Source organism: Winogradskyella sp. ECml5-4 (assembly GCF_036903175.1).
Classification (GTDB): Bacteria; Bacteroidota; Bacteroidia; order Flavobacteriales; family Flavobacteriaceae; genus Winogradskyella; species Winogradskyella damuponensis.
Map to the genome: position 1 here is coordinate 181,076 of NZ_JAYJLF010000005.1, position 16,737 is coordinate 197,812.

General features: G+C 35.9%; 20 protein-coding genes and 1 pseudogene. 20 read left to right on the forward strand and 1 reads right to left on the reverse strand.

Annotation, left to right across the window (positions count from 1 at the left end; genetic code table 11):
- The first annotated feature begins 3 nt into the window (after nucleotides 1-3).
- The 18 genes and pseudogenes from VDP25_RS05640 (at nucleotide 4) to VDP25_RS05725 (ending at nucleotide 14,229) form a co-directional block, all read left to right on the forward strand.
- On the forward strand, nucleotides 4-354 hold the full coding sequence (locus VDP25_RS05640) for a four helix bundle protein (RefSeq protein WP_334467680.1): 351 nt from the start codon (nucleotides 4-6) through the stop codon (nucleotides 352-354).
- A 53-nt stretch (nucleotides 355-407) separates the two neighbouring features.
- Nucleotides 408-692, forward strand: coding sequence for a 1,2-phenylacetyl-CoA epoxidase subunit PaaB (paaB, locus tag VDP25_RS05645; RefSeq protein ID WP_195871423.1), 285 nt, complete (start codon nucleotides 408-410; stop codon nucleotides 690-692).
- A gap of 70 nt (nucleotides 693-762) precedes the next feature.
- Nucleotides 763-1,113, forward strand: a complete 351-nt coding sequence (locus VDP25_RS05650; protein ID WP_334467685.1) for a four helix bundle protein — start codon at nucleotides 763-765, stop codon at nucleotides 1,111-1,113.
- Nucleotides 1,114-1,158: 45 nt separating this feature from the next.
- The gene (paaC, locus tag VDP25_RS05655; protein WP_334467687.1) at nucleotides 1,159-1,911 is read left to right on the forward strand and encodes a 1,2-phenylacetyl-CoA epoxidase subunit PaaC; all 753 of its coding nucleotides are present in this window, start codon (nucleotides 1,159-1,161) and stop codon (nucleotides 1,909-1,911) included.
- Nucleotides 1,912-1,995: 84 nt separating this feature from the next.
- Complete coding sequence (gene paaD / locus VDP25_RS05660; protein WP_334467689.1) at nucleotides 1,996-2,496, forward strand: 1,2-phenylacetyl-CoA epoxidase subunit PaaD; 501 nt, start codon at nucleotides 1,996-1,998, stop codon at nucleotides 2,494-2,496.
- Nucleotides 2,497-2,547: 51 nt separating this feature from the next.
- Nucleotides 2,548-3,330 (forward strand): enoyl-CoA hydratase-related protein, encoded by a 783-nt coding sequence (locus VDP25_RS05665; RefSeq protein ID WP_334467690.1) that lies wholly within the window; start codon nucleotides 2,548-2,550, stop codon nucleotides 3,328-3,330.
- A gap of 168 nt (nucleotides 3,331-3,498) precedes the next feature.
- Nucleotides 3,499-3,819: pseudogene (locus VDP25_RS05670) on the forward strand (endonuclease domain-containing protein); the annotation flags it as partial.
- A 123-nt stretch (nucleotides 3,820-3,942) separates the two neighbouring features.
- A complete protein-coding gene (locus VDP25_RS05675) occupies nucleotides 3,943-4,830 on the forward strand; it encodes a pyridoxal-phosphate dependent enzyme (RefSeq protein WP_443089852.1) in 888 nt (295 codons plus the stop codon).
- 153 nt (nucleotides 4,831-4,983) lie between these two features.
- A complete protein-coding gene (locus VDP25_RS05680) occupies nucleotides 4,984-6,219 on the forward strand; it encodes a 3-hydroxyacyl-CoA dehydrogenase NAD-binding domain-containing protein (protein WP_334467691.1) in 1,236 nt (411 codons plus the stop codon).
- 14 nt (nucleotides 6,220-6,233) lie between these two features.
- Nucleotides 6,234-6,608: a four helix bundle protein gene (locus VDP25_RS05685; RefSeq protein WP_334467692.1), complete on the forward strand. Its 375-nt coding sequence runs from the start codon at nucleotides 6,234-6,236 to the stop codon at nucleotides 6,606-6,608.
- A 9-nt stretch (nucleotides 6,609-6,617) separates the two neighbouring features.
- Nucleotides 6,618-7,043: a PaaI family thioesterase gene (locus tag VDP25_RS05690; RefSeq protein WP_334467695.1), complete on the forward strand. Its 426-nt coding sequence runs from the start codon at nucleotides 6,618-6,620 to the stop codon at nucleotides 7,041-7,043.
- A 20-nt stretch (nucleotides 7,044-7,063) separates the two neighbouring features.
- Entirely contained in the window at nucleotides 7,064-7,924 is an 861-nt protein-coding gene (gene ypfJ, locus VDP25_RS05695) for a KPN_02809 family neutral zinc metallopeptidase (RefSeq protein ID WP_334467697.1), read from the forward strand.
- 116 nt (nucleotides 7,925-8,040) lie between these two features.
- Nucleotides 8,041-9,252 carry a 3-oxoadipyl-CoA thiolase gene (gene pcaF, locus VDP25_RS05700; RefSeq protein ID WP_334467699.1) on the forward strand — a complete coding sequence of 404 codons (1,212 nt, stop codon included), beginning with the start codon at nucleotides 8,041-8,043 and terminating at the stop codon, nucleotides 9,250-9,252.
- 212 nt (nucleotides 9,253-9,464) lie between these two features.
- Nucleotides 9,465-11,966 carry a phenylacetic acid degradation bifunctional protein PaaZ gene (gene paaZ, locus VDP25_RS05705; RefSeq protein ID WP_334467701.1) on the forward strand — a complete coding sequence of 834 codons (2,502 nt, stop codon included), beginning with the start codon at nucleotides 9,465-9,467 and terminating at the stop codon, nucleotides 11,964-11,966.
- Nucleotides 11,967-12,054: 88 nt separating this feature from the next.
- Nucleotides 12,055-12,372 (forward strand): GIY-YIG nuclease family protein, encoded by a 318-nt coding sequence (locus VDP25_RS05710; protein ID WP_334467703.1) that lies wholly within the window; start codon nucleotides 12,055-12,057, stop codon nucleotides 12,370-12,372.
- Between the two features lie 39 nt (nucleotides 12,373-12,411).
- Complete coding sequence (locus VDP25_RS05715) at nucleotides 12,412-13,164, forward strand: enoyl-CoA hydratase/isomerase family protein (protein WP_334467705.1); 753 nt, start codon at nucleotides 12,412-12,414, stop codon at nucleotides 13,162-13,164.
- A gap of 54 nt (nucleotides 13,165-13,218) precedes the next feature.
- The gene (locus VDP25_RS05720) at nucleotides 13,219-13,596 is read left to right on the forward strand and encodes a four helix bundle protein (protein ID WP_334467707.1); all 378 of its coding nucleotides are present in this window, start codon (nucleotides 13,219-13,221) and stop codon (nucleotides 13,594-13,596) included.
- A 36-nt stretch (nucleotides 13,597-13,632) separates the two neighbouring features.
- Nucleotides 13,633-14,229, forward strand: a complete 597-nt coding sequence (locus VDP25_RS05725; RefSeq protein ID WP_334467709.1) for an acyltransferase — start codon at nucleotides 13,633-13,635, stop codon at nucleotides 14,227-14,229.
- A gap of 81 nt (nucleotides 14,230-14,310) precedes the next feature.
- On the opposite strand, the gene VDP25_RS05730 is transcribed toward VDP25_RS05725, so the two are convergent.
- Nucleotides 14,311-14,787: an Lrp/AsnC family transcriptional regulator gene (locus VDP25_RS05730; RefSeq protein ID WP_334467711.1), complete on the reverse strand. Its 477-nt coding sequence runs from the start codon at nucleotides 14,785-14,787 to the stop codon at nucleotides 14,311-14,313.
- A gap of 266 nt (nucleotides 14,788-15,053) precedes the next feature.
- Between VDP25_RS05730 and VDP25_RS05735 the strand changes: the two genes are divergently transcribed.
- A complete protein-coding gene (locus VDP25_RS05735; RefSeq protein WP_334467713.1) occupies nucleotides 15,054-15,374 on the forward strand; it encodes a GIY-YIG nuclease family protein in 321 nt (106 codons plus the stop codon).
- Nucleotides 15,364-16,698, forward strand: coding sequence for a dihydrolipoamide acetyltransferase family protein (locus tag VDP25_RS05740; protein WP_334467715.1), 1,335 nt, complete (start codon nucleotides 15,364-15,366; stop codon nucleotides 16,696-16,698). Before VDP25_RS05735 ends, VDP25_RS05740 begins: the two co-directional genes overlap by 11 nt.
- The last annotated feature ends 39 nt before the right edge of the window (nucleotides 16,699-16,737 follow it).

Here is a 16,737-nt window from a genome sequence, read left to right on the forward strand (position 1 = left end):
AAAATGAGCGACAGGAAATTTGATTTAACGGAAAGACTTGAAGATTTTGCTGCTACAATTATAATTTTATATGATAAAAAGCCTTTGTCTTATGCAGGTGATTATCTAGCTAAACAATTGATAAGGTCGTCATGTTCTTCAGCTTTAAATTATGGTGAAGTTTTAGGTGCAGGAACCGATAGAGATAAAATAAATAAACTAAGAATTTGCTTAAAAGAGTTAAGAGAATCGCTAAGAAACTTAAATATTCAAACTAAAGCAAGGTTGTTTTCAGAAGAAGATTTAAAAGGTCTGAAAGACGAAAATGACCAATTGATTAGAATAATAGTAACAAGAATTAAAAACATAGGTTGAATTTTAGATTGATGTATTTCAATTTCGAGTTCAACTTCAAATTCAATTTCATAATGAGTAAAAACTGGCCACTTTGGGAAATCTTCGTTAGAAGTAAAAATGGATTAGAGCATCGTCATTTCGGAAGCCTTCATGCTGCAGATGCAGAAATGGCTTTAGAAAATGCAAGAGATGTCTACACTAGACGAAACGAAGGTGTAAGTATTTGGGTTGTAGAATCTAAAAATATTACAGCATCAAATCCAGAACACAATGGTGAAATGTTTGAGCCTGCTCAAGACAAGGTGTATCGTCATCCAACATTTTACGATTTGCCAGACGAGGTGAAACATATGTAACAGTGAAATCGAAATCGAAATCGAAATTGAAATTGAAGTTGAATCTGAATCTGAATCTGAATCTGAAAATATGAATGGGATAAAATTTGATTTAACAGAACGACTTGAAAATTTTGCTGCTGCAATCATTATTTTATATGATAAGAAACCGCTTTCTTATGCTGGCGATTATTTAGCAAAACAACTTATCCGTTCTTCATGTTCTTCAGCTTTAAATTACGGTGAAGTTTTAGGTGCTGGAACAAATAAAGACAAAATAAATAAACTTAGAATTTGCTTAAAAGAGTTAAGAGAATCCTTAAGGAATTTAAACATTCAGACTAAAGCAAAATTAATTTCTGAGGAAAGTATAAGAGAATTGAAAGATGAAAATGATCAATTAATTCGAATTATTGTAACTAGAATAAAAAATATCAATTGAAGGTTTTCGAATTCAAATTCGACTTCAATTTCAATTTTGATTAAGATGAAAGAAAATTTATACAAATATATTTTAGGCATAGCAGACAACAGCCTAATCCTCGGTCAAAGACTAGGAGAATTAACAGGTCATGGTCCAAGCCTAGAAACAGATATCGCCTGTACTAATATTTCATTGGATTTATTTGGTCAAGTGCGAAGCTATTTTCAATATGCAGCAAAAATAGCAGGTGACGATAGAACAGAAGATGATATTGCTATGCTTCGAAAAGAGCGCGATTATAAAAATGTACTATTGGTAGAACAACCAAACACAAACTTTGCCTACACTATGGCGCGTCAGTTTTTATTCGATGTTTACCATTTAGCTTTTCTTAGCGAATTACAAAAAAGTACCGATTTAACATTGTCTGCAATTGCTAATAAATGTATTAAAGAAGTCAGTTATCACGAACGTTTTTCTTCAGATTGGATAAAGCGTTTAGGTGACGGTACAGAAGAAAGCAAAGTAAAAATGCAAGAAGCTATTGATGGTTTATGGACGTACACTGATGAATTATTTCATCAAACAGAAGCCGATAAAGCTATGGTTACTGAAGGAATCGGTGTGGATGTTACTAAACTAAAAGACGCTTATTATGCTAGAGTGAATGAAATTTTAGAAGAAGCAACGCTTGAAACACCAGAATCAAAATGGTTCCAAAAAGGTGGAAAAGAAGGTATTCATACAGAACATATGGGCTATTTATTAGCAGAGCTTCAGTATATGCAACGCGCCTACCCTAATATGGAATGGTAATAAATAAAAGAAATTGAAATCGAACTTGAATTTGAAAGAAGAACACTTCAAATTCAGTTTCAACTTCAACTTCAAATTCAAAAAATGACAACAACAGAACAAAATATAGACGAAATCTTAATTCCAATTCTGGAAAAAGTTTCAGATCCCGAGATCCCCGTATTATCCATCATGGATATGGGCGTGGTGCGTTCTGCGGTTGTAAAAAATAATATCGTTAATGTTAAAATCACGCCAACCTACAGTGGTTGTCCTGCAATGGATGTGATTGGTGATGATATAAAATCAGCATTAAAACAAGCCGGATACGAATCTAAAATAGAATTGATTTTACATCCTGCATGGACAACCGATTGGATTACACCAAGAGGTAGAAAAGCATTGGAAGATTACGGAATTGCAGCACCTTTAAATGCAGAAGCAGATAAAGATGTATTGCTTAATGGAAAGCGTATTGTTAAGTGTACCAATTGTGGTTCTACCAATACAAGACTAGTAAGTCAGTTTGGTTCCACAGCTTGTAAAGCACAATTTCAGTGTGACGATTGCCAAGAACCTTTTGATTATTTCAAATGTTTAAAGTAAGAAACAGACCTGTCAGGTTTTAAAAACCTGACAGGTCTAAAAAAATAAAACATGAGCAAAAGCATACAACTTAAAGTTGAAAACAAAGTAGCGTACATCACGTTCAATAGACCTGATGTATTTAATAGTTTCAATCGTGAAATGGCATTTAGTTTACAAGAAACTTTGGATGCTTGCGAAGCAAATAAAGATGTTAGAGCTATTGTCTTAACCGGAAACGGAAAAGCATTTTGTGCTGGTCAAGATTTAAAAGAAGTTACAGATCCTGATTTAAATCCGGGATTCAAAAAAATACTAGAAGAACATTATAACCCAATCATCACCAGAATACGTTCCATTAAAAAACCAATTATTGGTGCAATTAACGGAGTGGCTGCTGGTGCTGGTGCAAATATCGCTTTGGCTTGCGATATAGTAGTTGCTCACGAAAAAGTAAGCTTCATTCAAGCATTTAGTCTAATAGGTTTAGTGCCAGATAGTGCAGGAACGTACTTTTTACCAAGACTAATCGGTTTTCAAAAAGCACTAGCATTAGCGATGCTAGGTGATAAAATTGGAGCTGAAGAAGCTGAAAAAATGGGCATGATTTACAAATGTGTCCCAACGGAAGAATTTGGCGAAACGATTAATAAACTAGCTTTAAAACTAGCAAATATGCCAACTAAAGCATTAGGTATGATTAAAGAATTGTTCAATAAATCCATGACTAACGATTTAGAATCGCAATTAGCTTTAGAATCTAAATTACAAATAGAAGCCGCACAAAGTGACGATTATAAAGAAGGTGTTGCTGCGTTTATAGAAAAAAGAAAACCGAACTTTAAAGGGAATTAAAATTAGACATCCGAATATTGTCCCCTTAAGGGAGCTTTAGGGGTGTTAAAACAGAATAGAAATAAAATGTAGATCTCATCGGAAGCTCAAGAAACATTAAAAAAGATAAAATAATACGCATCTGAGTATTGTCCCCTTGAGGGGACCTTAGGGGTGTTAAAATAAAAAGTGAAAAACAAAATTATTCCATACAATCCAAAACTTAAAGAATACGCAAGAGAGCTAAGAAAAAATAGCACACTTGCAGAGGTTTTAATGTGGAAAGCTATTAAAAATCAAGCGCTAGATGTTCAGTTTCATAGACAAGTTCCGATGCTAAATTATATAGTAGATTTTTATTGTCACGAGCTTATGTTAGCTATTGAAATTGATGGTGATTCACACGGTTTCAGATATTTTGAAGATAAAAATAGACAGTGTGAACTTGAAAAATTAGGTGTCGAGTTTATCAGATTCTCTGATTCGGATGTAAAAAATAATATGTTTAGTGTTTCTATGACTTTAGAAGAAAAAATTAAATCTTTAACCCTCCCCCTCAAGTCCCCTCAAGGGGACAATCCATGCGATTTAAAACAAACCCTCATACAAACCCACAACCGAATAAAACCCTTTATTCACAAAACACCTGTGTTAACATCGCAGTTGTTGAATGAAAAAGCAGGTTGTAACCTGTTTTTTAAGTGTGAGAATTTCCAGAAAATGGGAGCCTTTAAAATGCGAGGTGCTGCAAACGCTATTCTATCACTTTCAGAAGAAGAAAGACAACGAGGCGTAGTAACACATTCGTCTGGTAATTTTGCGCAAGCGGTGTCGTTGGCAGCACAGAAATTAGGTGTTAAAGCTTATATTGTAATGCCAGAAAATGCACCTCAAGTTAAAAAAGATGGCGTTAAAACGTATGAAGGAGAAATCATAGAATGCGAATCGACACCTCAAGCAAGAGAAGCAACTGCCAATAGCATAAAAGAAGAAAAAGGTGCGACATTTTTACATCCATCAAATCAAGATGAGGTGATTTACGGAAATAGTACAGCTGCAATGGAGTTGTTAGAAAAACAACCCAATTTAGATGTCATTGTAACACCAGTTGGTGGCGGAGGATTAATTGCAGGCACAGCGCTGGCAGCACACTATTTTTCAAACAACTGTAAGGTGATTGGAGGAGAACCTAAAAATGCGGATGATGCGTTTCGATCTAAACAATCAGGAAAAATTGAATATAACAGCGCGGTAAATACCATTGCCGATGGCCTAAGAACACATTTAGGCGAACGTAATTTTCCGATTATTCAAACGTATGTGGATAAGATTATTTGTGTTGAAGAAGTTGAAATTATTGAAGCAATGCAATTGATTTGGGAACACATGAAAATTATTGTAGAACCATCAAGTGCTGTAGCCTTTGCTGCTGTGTTGAAGAATAGAAAAGAATTTGCAACTAAAAACGTCGGCATCATTTTATCTGGCGGTAATGTAGATGTGAGAAATTTACCGTTTTGATTAACGATTGTCCCCTTGAGGGGACTTTAGGGGTGTTTAGACATTTTAGAATAAATATTAAAAGAAAATGATGAATTAATTTCAATTTTTGTTGTTAGTATTAAAACAGCTTCAAACAAGTTGAAATCATAAAATATAGATGGAATATCAGGTATGAGTGAAAATCAAAAATCAGAAATCGTTAATCCACAATCTCAAATCAATAGAGTTGGAATAATAGGATCAGGAACCATGGGAAGCGGCATTGCGCAAGTTGCAGCAACTTCGGGGTGTAAAGTAAAGTTATACGATACCAATCAAGAGGCTTTAGATAAAGCAAAAGCTTCACTAGAAAAAATATTGAATCGCTTAATTGAAAAAGGAAGAATTGATACGTCTGAAAAAGATAGAATTCAGTCAAACATCGCTTACGTCAATAACCTAAAAGATTTAGCCGATTCAAACCTAACCATTGAAGCTATTATTGAAAATCTTGACATCAAGAAAAAAGTGTTTTCAGAATTAGAAAGCTATGTGGCTGAAGATTGTATTATTGCATCAAACACATCAAGTTTATCTATAGCATCAATCGCTGCATCGCTGAATAAACCAGAACGTTGTGTAGGGATTCACTTTTTTAATCCAGCACCTTTAATGAAGTTGGTTGAGGTTATTCCAGCAATTCAAACTTCAACTGAAGTTCTTGAAAAAGCCATACAAACCATTAAAGATTGGAAGAAAGTAGTCGCAGTTGCCAAAGACACACCAGGATTTATAGTAAACAGAGTGGCAAGACCATTTTATGGTGAAGCATTACGTATTTATGAAGAAGGAATAGCCGATTTTGCAACCATAGATCATAGCTTAAAGTCTTTAGGTGATTTCAGAATGGGGCCATTCGAATTGATGGATTTCATAGGAAACGATGTAAACTATACCGTAACCGAAACCGTTTTTACAGCATTCTATTTCGACCCAAGATATAAGCCGTCATTCACTCAAAAACGGTTTGCAGAAGCAGGGTATTTAGGACGTAAATCAGGAAAAGGCTATTATGATTACGATCAAAATGGAAAAATAATTAACACTAATCACACTAATTCAAGAACTTTTGAAACCTATGAAGAGGAAATGGAGCTTAAAAATCAAATTTTTGATCGTGTCTTAGTCATGCTTATCAACGAAGCCGCAGATGCCTTGTTTTTAAATATCGCATCAGCTGAAGATATCGATAATGCCATGACCAAAGGGGTTAATTATCCAAATGGATTATTGGCTTGGGCAGACGAGAAAGGAATTGATTGGTGTGTCAGTAAAATGGATGAATTGTATAACGAATATCACGAAGATAGATACCGTTGTAGTCCGTTGTTGCGTAAAATGAGCAAATCAGGTATGAGGTTTTATTAAAAAAGGTATGAGGTATGAGGAAATCGAAGTATCATTTTAAATTTGAAGATTTAGGAATATACACCAAGGCCATGGAATTTGGAGAAGTTGTAAATCGATTGGTTAAAAATTTTCCCAAAGAGGAACGTTTTGAACTTACCTCACAATTTAAGAGAGCCGCAGATTCTATTGCCTTAAATATAGCTGAAGGTTCAAGTGGTACAGATAAACAGTTTTATCATTATTTAGGGAATGCATGGCATAGTGCGCACGAATGTGTTTCATGTAGTTCGAAAGCTCAAATGAGAAATTATATTTCTGATGACGAAGATGAAGAAAATCGTAAATTAATAACGGAATTATCAAAAATGATAACATCATTGCGTACCATGATATCTAAAAGAATTTAATAAGTTTAAATGGAATCTAAAAATAAACCTTTAGCCTCACACCTCATACCTAAGCGAATGCTTTCCCAAGACGCCTATAGCACGTGGCTAGGCATAGAAATTCTAGACTGCGAAATCGGACGCTGTAAAGTCGGAATGACCATTAGAAAGGAAATGCTAAACAGTATGAACAAAGCTCATGGCGGCATTAGTTATTCATTAGCAGATACCGCTTTCGGATTTGCAGCAAATACACATGGTAAATATGCCGTGTCTATTGAAACAAGCATTAACCATATTGAAGCTTTAAACGAAGGAGATTATATTACAGCAGAATCGGTAATAGAATCTGTAAAAAATAGATTAGGCTTTAATATTATTGAAGTCAAACGCGGTGAGGAATTAGTCGCACTTTTTAAAGGTGTGGTATACAGGACGCAAAAAGATTGGGAATAAAACAGTAAATACATTAAATTATGAAATGGAAAGGTAGACGACAAAGCGGGAATCTTGAAGATCAACGCGGCATGAGCAGCAAAGGAAAAGTGGTTGCAGGAGGTGGAGTCATTGCTGTTGTGGTAATTCTTTTACAACTTTTTGGAGGTGAAACCGGGCAACAAATAGCACCAATTATAGAACAAGTAGCCAATAGTCAAACGACACAACAAGTTGAGCAACGAGATCTAACGAGTCAAGAAGTTGAAATGGGTGATTTTATGAACGCAGTCTTGGTAGATACAGAAGATGTTTGGAATCGACTTTTTAGGGAATATAACCTAGGTGATTATAAAGAACCAAAACTTGTTTTATTTACAGATGCCGTAAGTACAGGTTGTGGAAATGCAAGTGCAGCTTCAGGTCCTTTTTATTGTCCAGCAGATCAAAAATTATATATGGATATGTCTTTCTTTGATGAACTAAAAACACGTTTCGGAGCTAAAGGAGGTGATTTTGCAATTGCATACGTAACAGCACACGAAGTCGGACATCACATTCAGACTTTATTAGGCACTTCTAACAAAGTAAGACAATTACAGAGTCAGACCAACCAAACCGAAGCAAATAAATTATCGGTAGCACAAGAATTGCAAGCCGATTTTTACGCAGGAGTTTGGGCGCATCACAATAAAAAATATTTACAAGAAGGAGATATTGAAGAAGCAATGAGTGCTGCCAATGCGGTTGGTGATGATGCCATTCAGAAAAGAACAAGCGGAAGCGTAAATTCAGATAGTTTTACTCATGGCACATCACAACAACGTATGGAGTGGTTTATGAAAGGCTATAATACAGGTGATATAAGAAACGGAGATACATTCTCTGCTTTATTAAATTAATTAGTTCTGCAAGGTCTCAAAAACCTTATAGGTATTAAAAAACAGAAGTAAATAACACATTAATTATGAAATAGAAGTTTCATTTTTCGACTTCAATTTCAATTTCAATTTCAAACATGGAAGCATATATAATAGACGGCATTAGAACACCAATAGGAAACTACAAAGGCACATTAGCTGCTGTTCGTACAGACGATTTAGGAGCCTTAGTCATTGCAGAAATCGTAAAACGTAATCCAAACATCCCAAAAGAAGCGTATGACGATGTGATTATGGGCTGCGCCAACCAAGCAGGTGAAGACAATCGAAATGTAGCGAGAATGTCATCTCTGTTAGCCGGATTACCATTTACAGTGCCAGGAGAAACCGTAAACCGTTTATGCAGTTCTGGATTATCAGCAATCATTCACGCCAATCGTGCTATAAAAGCAGGAGATGGCGATGTGTTTATTTCTGGTGGAGTCGAGAACATGACACGCGGACCATACGTCATGGCAAAACCATCAACGGCTTTTGGTGGAGATTCAAAACTATACGATTCTACTTTCGGATGGCGATTTATAAACCCGAAAATGCAACAAATGTATGGCACAGACGGCATGGGAAATACAGCCGAAAATCTTGTAGAGAAATATAATATTTCAAGAGAAGACCAAGATAAATTTGCACTTTGGAGTCAACAGAAAGCAACCAAAGCACAAGAAAACGGACGCTTAGCAAAAGAAATTGTAACCGTTGAAATTCCACAGCGTAAAAAAGATCCAATCAGATTTTCTAAAGACGAATTTGTTAAGCCTACAACCTCTTTAGAAGTTTTAGGGAAATTAAGACCTGCCTTTAAAAAAGAAGGTGGTAGCGTAACCGCTGGTAACTCTTCAGGATTAAACGATGGCGCAGCAGCAACTATTATCGCTTCAGGCGATGCAGTTAAAAAATACAATTTAAAACCATTAGCACGAATCGTAAGTTCTGCTGTGGTTGGTGTCGAGCCTAGGATTATGGGAATTGGCCCTGTTACAGCTTCTAATAAAGCGCTAGAAAAAGCAGGATTAACCATGGACGATATGGATATTATCGAGCTTAACGAAGCGTTCGCTGCGCAAGCATTAGCATGCACTAGAGCTTGGGGATTAGCAGACAACGATGAGCGATTAAATCCAAATGGTGGTGCTATCGCTATTGGTCACCCATTAGGAGTAACAGGCGCAAGAGTTGCGTATTCTGCCGCTTTGGAGTTGCAGGAGCAAAACAAACGTTATGCCTTAATTACCATGTGTATTGGAGTTGGGCAAGGTTATGCAGCGATTATTGAGAATGTGAATTTATAACATCATTTGGGCGTTACCACAAGGGTCGCGCTTTCCGCTATATCTTTTTTGCTTTTAATGGCCAAAAAGGATGCCGCTACAATCGCTAACGCGTGTGCAGTTAATTGAATAAAAAAAACGTCACTTCGAGTGATTCCGAATTTTATCGGATCTGTATCGAAAAGACATAAATTAGATTTCCGTTTTTAAGGAAATGATAAATAAACGTATCAATGAAAAAATTACAAAATTACGTCACAGGACAATGGCTAGAAGGTAAAGGTGAAGGAGTTCCTATGTTCGACGCCATTACAGGAGAGCTTGTTGCACTTTCAGATACCGAAGGCTTAGATTTTGCCGAAATTCTTCAATACGGAAGAACTAAAGGTGGTGAAGTACTTCGTAAAATGACTTTTCAAGAACGTGGCAACATGTTAAAAAGCTTAGCTTTATATCTTACCAAAAGAAAAGCTAGTTTTTACGAATTAAGTTACAGAACAGGAGCTACCAAAGTAGATAGCTGGATAGATATTGAAGGTGGTTTTGGAAATCTTTTTGCTAATGCGTCATTACGTAAACTATTTCCAAACCAACCGTATCACGTAGAAGGTGATGCTATCGACTTGTCTCGTGGTGGACGCTTTATGGCACATCACATTATGGTACCAAAACGCGGTGTAGCGATTCATATCAATGCCTTTAACTTTCCTGTTTGGGGCATGTTAGAAAAATGTGCTGTCAATTGGATGGCTGGTGTTCCTGCTGTGGTTAAACCAGCAACAAACACTTCATTTTTAACAGAAGCAGTTGTTCGAGAAATTATTGCTTCAGGTATTTTACCAGAAGGTGCTTTACAACTGATTACAGGTTCGGCAAGAACAATTTTAGATACTGTCGAGTCTCAAGATGTTGTAACCTTTACAGGGTCTGCTACGACAGGAAGACTTTTAAAATCTCATAAACGTATCATTGATGAAGCAGTGCCTTTTACTATGGAAGCCGATTCATTAAATGCATCAATATTAGGTGAAGATGCGGTTCCTGGAACACCAGAATTCGATTTGTTCATAAAGGAAGTTCGTAATGAAATGACTGTTAAATGTGGTCAAAAATGTACTGCAATCCGTAGAATTATTGTACCTCAAAATCTTATAGATGATGTACAAGCTGCTCTAGGAAAAGCCTTAGATAAAATTACCATTGGAGATCCACGACTTAAAGAAGTGCGTATGGGAGCCTTGGTAAGTAAAGATCAAGTTACCGAAGTTAGAGAACGTGTACAAGAATTAGCAAAAACAGCTAGTATTGTTTATGGAGATTTAGATAAAATTGAAACTATTGGTGCAGATGCTAAAAAAGGTGCGTTTTTAGCGCCAATACTGCTTCGCGAAGATCAACCATTTAGCAATTTAGCCGTTCACGAAACAGAAGCATTTGGCCCTGTAAGTACCATAATGCCATATAAGAATTTAGACGAAGCTATTACTTTAGCGCAGATGGGTAAAGGATCTTTAGTGTCTTCTATTGCAACTTATGACGATAAAATTGCCAAAGAGTATGTGGTTAATGCAGCTAGTCATCATGGTCGAATTTTAGTGGTTAATCGCGATATGGCCAAAGAAAGTACAGGTCATGGTTCTCCATTACCATATTTGGTACATGGTGGTCCTGGTCGAGCTGGAGGTGGCGAAGAAATGGGAGGCATGCGTGGTATTAAGCATTATTTACAACGTACTGCCATTCAGGGGTCACCAACAACGTTGACGGAAATCACTGGTATTTATCAGCAAAATGCAAAATATAAGGAAGCAGAGCAGCATCCATTTAAATACCATTGGGAAGACATCCAACCAGGAATGTCTATGAAAACCCACAATCGTACATTCACTGACACAGACATCATTAACTTTTCAAACCTTACTTGGGATCACTTCTATGCACATACAGACATCACCTCATTAGATGGTAGTATTTTCGAGAAGAGAACCGCACATGGGTATTTTATTATTTCAGCAGCTGCAGGATTATTTGTATACCCAAATAAAGGACCAGTGTCTGCAAATTACGGATTAGAAGAATGCAGATTCCTTCGTCCATTATATCACAACGATACCATTTACGTGCGCTTAACCTGTAAGCAAAAAGTAGATCGCGATGTGGCTTCAGCAGAACATCCAAGTGGCATTGTAAAATGGTATGCCGAAATTTTTGATGCAAACAACGATGAGAAAGTAGCTTTCGCAACTGTCTTAACCATGGTGCAAAAAAAGCAAGAGGTTTTTGTTGAAATGACAGAAGATAAGATCAACGCATGTCTTTCTGCATTAAAAGAAGACATGAAACCAAAATGGGGCATTATGACGCCGCAACACATGGTTGAACATTTAGAATACACCTATAAAATTGCTTCAGGAGAAATTCAAGATTTTGAAATCGCAACACCTTCAACCATTTTAGATAAAGTGCATAATAGTTTATGGAATTATGATAAGTTCCCTAAGAACTCTCAATTTCCACAATTAGAAAAAGATACTTTAGAACCACTAAAACATCCAGACTTAGCAACAGCAATCGAAAAGTTTAAAGCACAACGCGAAAAGTATTTAGAGTTTTTTAAAGAAAACCCAGAAGCTAAATTAAAGAATTTAGTTTTCGGAGAATTGAATAAATACGAATCGTATTTATTAGAACGAAAACACTTGAATCATCACTTTGAGCAATTCGGATTACTGTAATTATTAATAGAAAGTCACTGCGCATTTATTGCGCAGTCGCTTAAATTTTAGCGATAATATAAATTGAAGTCGCTTAAATTGAAACGAAATGTCTAAAAAATATTATACATACATTCTAACACATGAAAGAAATCACATCTTTTATGTTGGTGTAACAAATAATATTGAACGACGAATGAGTGAACACAAAGCAGCAACTTTTGGAACTCATGTTGGGCATTATAACATTAAAAAATTAGTTTATTTTGAAGTGCATTCAGATATACGAATCGCCATCAAAAGAGAAAAGACTATTAAGAAATGGAAAAAAGAATGGAAGAGAAATCTAATAACAGAAATGAATCCGGAATGGATGGATTTGAGTTTAGATTGGGAGCTTTCTAAATATAATAAGAACAAAGATTAATACGAATGCGCAACAAGTGCGCATTGACAAACTAAGAATATGAACACACCATACGTAACATTAGATATACAAAACGAAGTAGGATACATCGAGTTTTTCCATCCTGCTCACAATTCCTTACCTGGAGATGTATTAGCAAAACTAGCGCAAACCATTTCGGATGCTGGAACTAACGACGCTATTAAAGTGGTCGTTCTTAAAAGTGGCGGAGACAGAACCTTTTGCGCAGGAGCTAGCTTTGAAGAACTAATAAACATCAACGATGCCGCAACAGGAAAAGTATTCTTTTCGGGTTTCGCAAATGTGATTAATGCGATGCGTAAATGTCCGAAATTTATTATCGGCCGCATTCAAGGGAAAACCGTTGGTGGTGGTGTTGGACTTGCTGCTGCAACCGATTATTGTATGGCATCTAAATTCGCAGCTATTAAGTTAAGCGAATTAAATATTGGTATTGGACCATTTGTAGTCGGACCAGCAATCGAGCGTAAAATGGGATTAAGCGCCATGTCGCAAATCGCAATTGACGCCAATACATTTTATCCTGCAGAATGGGCAAAACAAAAAGGCTTATTCACGCAAGTTTATGATAGTACAGAAGAACTAGATGAAGCTGTAAAAACAACAGCAGAACATTTATGTACCTATAACACAGAAGCGATGCTAGAAATGAAAAAAGTATTCTGGCAAGGCACAGACGATTGGGATTCACTTTTGGCCGAACGTGCAGCAACTAGTGGAAAACTAGTGTTAAGCGATTTTACAAAAGAAAAATTAAAAGGATTTAAGTAGTGATGAGGTTTGAGCTATGAGTTGTGAGAAGTTTTATTCAAAAACAATTGTAATATGGAATTTGAAAGCAAGTATCATTTTAGTTTTGAAAATTTAATTGTCTATCAGAAAGCAATTACTTTTGGAGAAGATATTAATAAGTTAGTAGAAACTTTTCCAAAAAAAGAAATGTTTAGGTTAACTTCTCAATTTTCACGAGCAGCAGATTCTATAGCAGCAAATATATCTGAAGGTTCGGCAAGTACGGATGCTAATTTTAATAGGTATTTAAAAATGGCGTGGGATAGTAGTCATGAATGCGTAACATGGAATACAAAAGCTTATTTAAGAGCATATATTTCTAAAGAGGAATTTGAATCAAACCGTGCTATGTTAACAGAAATAGGAAAAATGATTTCCTCTTTAAGAAGAAAACTGAATTTAAAAAAGTAATCCAACTCACAGCTAATAACTCAAAGCTCAAAACTAATGATATACAAATTCAATAATTACACACCTGTCGTTCACGAATCCAGTTTCGTGCATCCATTAGCAGCAGTAACAGGAAACGTCATCATTGGTAAAAATTGTTATATTGGTCCAGGAGCAGCCATTCGTGGTGATTGGGGGCAAATCATTTTAGAAGATGGCGTCAACGTGCAAGAAAATTGTACGGTGCACATGTTTCCTGGTAAGTCCATTACCCTAAAAGAAAGTGCACACGTTGGCCATGGAGCTATTATTCATGGCGCAAATCTTGGTAAAAATTGCCTTATCGGAATGAACACCGTAATTATGGACGATGCCGAAATAGGCGACGAATCCATAGTAGGTGCCATGGCATTTGTAAAAGCCGAAACCAAAATTCCAAAGCGAAGTTTAGTCGTTGGTAATCCTGCCAAAGTCATCAAGCAGGTCAGTGATGAGATGATTTCGTGGAAAACAAAAGGCACGCAATTGTATCAGCAATTACCTGCAGATTGCCACGAGAGTTTAAAAGCCGTTGAGCCATTACGAGAAGTGCCTGAGAATATGAAAATGCAGGATGATGTTTATAAAACACTTCGAGAAACATTCAAAAAATAAGATGATGTCACTTCGAGTGATTCCGATTTTTATCGGAATTATATCGAGAAGCTCTATCAGGTTTTCAAAAACCTTACAGGTCTACAACACCCGACTCAAATCAATCTCATTCGTTTCTTTACTTGTCGATAACGCAATCAAACTTTGTACATTTCCTAAATAAGGAAGTAGTGTCAATTTTGAAATGATAAAGGTTTCATAAGCTTCAATATCTTCAACGACGAGTTTCAATAAATAATCAAAATTCCCGCTGACCCTGTGGCATTCTACAACTTCCGGGAAGTTATTAATTTCCTTTACAAACTTTTCCAAATAACTTCGGGTATGCCCTTGCAAGGTAATACCTATAAAAACAGTCAGTTTTAAGCCGATTTTCTTATTGTTTAAAACAGCCACATATTTTTCAATATAACCTTCCTTTTCTAATTTTTTAATGCGTTCAAATATTGGTGAAGTGCTCATGCCGAGTTCTTCAGCAATACTTTTGGTCGTCCGATTGCTATTCTTTTGAAGTATGGTGAGTAGTTGTGTGTCTATGTTATCGAGTGTATGTGACATGAGAAAATTAGTTGTTTTAAAGCGGTAAATTTAAGGATTAAAAGACAAATCATCTGTAATATTATTTAAATAAAGAATAATATCCTTTTTAATAGTAAATTAAAAGATTTTAACAATTGTATAATTCGATATATATTATCTTTAATTCTTATAATCCTAAACTATATTCGCTTGATGACTTTTGAATTAAAGATGCCCAAAATGGGTGAAAGTATTACTGAAGGAACCAACTTCCTGCGCATGCAGGAATCTTATTAGTTTATAATTTGAGTCTTTGGTATACCTATATAATGTCGAATAAATTTAATGGAACTATTTATATAGGTGTTACAAATAATTTGGAAGAACGAGTGAAAGAACACAAATTAAAAATATATCCAGATTCATTTACATCAAAATATAATTGTAATAAACTAGTATATTTTGAAGAATATAGTAAAGCGGAAGAAGCAATTGTTAGAGAAAAACGATTGAAAAAGTGGAAGCGTGATTGGAAAATAAAATTAATTGAAGATATGAATCCAAGTTGGGTTGATATTAGTGATAATTGGAATATAGACTTTAATAGATTGAGAGATGAAAGATAAAAAGGTTCCTGCCTTCGCAGGAATATTTGAATTAAAGATGCCCAAAATGGGTGAAAGCATAACTGAAGGAACTATTATCAATTGGTTAATAGCTGAAGGCGATGCATTCGAAGAAGGAGATATTATTCTTGAAGTCGCCACAGATAAAGTAGATAACGAAGTACCTGCACCAGCATCTGGAACATTAGTAAAAACCATGTTTCAAGCTAAAGATGTGGTTCCTGTAGGAGAAGTTCTAGCGATTTTAGACCTTTCAGAAGAAGTAAAGAAATCCAAAACACTTAATGAATCTAAAGCTGTCCCTTCGAGCGCAGTCGAGAACAAGGCTAAGACTAAAAGACCAAAGCCAGTTCAGCAGCCTACCAATTCGAATTCAACTTCATTTTCGGTAAATAATACTAACACTTTCTTTTCGCCATTAATTATAAACATAGCCAAAGAACATCATATTAGCTTTGAAGAATTAGCACGAATACCTGCAACAGGAAATGAAGGCAGATTACGCAAAAGTGACGTCTTTCAGTATATAGAAGACGGACGACCTTATAAATTTGCACAAGCTGTAACGCAAGATCCAACGGCTTATAGAATTCCGCAATTAAATTTCGATAAAGGCAAAGGAAAAGTCATCGAAATGGATCGCATGCGCCAAATGATTGCAGATCACATGGTCTATTCCAAACATACCTCGCCTCATGTTACCGCTTATGTGGAAGCTGATATGACCAATATGGTCAACTGGCGTAATGCTAACAAAGTTGCCTTTCAAGAAAAGCATGGAGAGCGTTTAACCTTCACACCTTTATTTGTAGAAGCCGTAGCTAAAGCCGTTAAAGATTTTCCGAATATTAATGCTTCTGTCGATGGTAATAACATCATTGTAAAAGAAGATATCAATATTGGAATGGCAACCGCATTACCAAGTGGAAACCTAATCGTTCCTGTAGTAAAAAATGCAGATACTAAAGATTTGAAAACAATTGCTAGTAACGTCAATGAACTCGCCAATAAAGCTAGAGAGAATAAGCTAGCAGGAGACGATATAAAAGGCAGCACTTTCACCATTTCTAATGTAGGAACTTTTGGAAGCGTCATGGGAACACCAATAATCAATCAGCCAGAAGTTGCCATTTTAGCATTGGGAATAATTAAAAAAAGACCAGAAGTCATCATCACTGAAAAAGGAGATGAAATCGCTATTCGTAGTATGATGTATTTATCATTATCATTCGACCACAGAGTCGTAGATGGTTTTTTAGGCGGAAGCTTTGTACGACGCGTAGCCGATTATTTTGAACAATTTGATAGTAATAGAGAAATATAAATTCAGAATTGTCCCCTTGAGGGGACTTTAGGGGTGTTT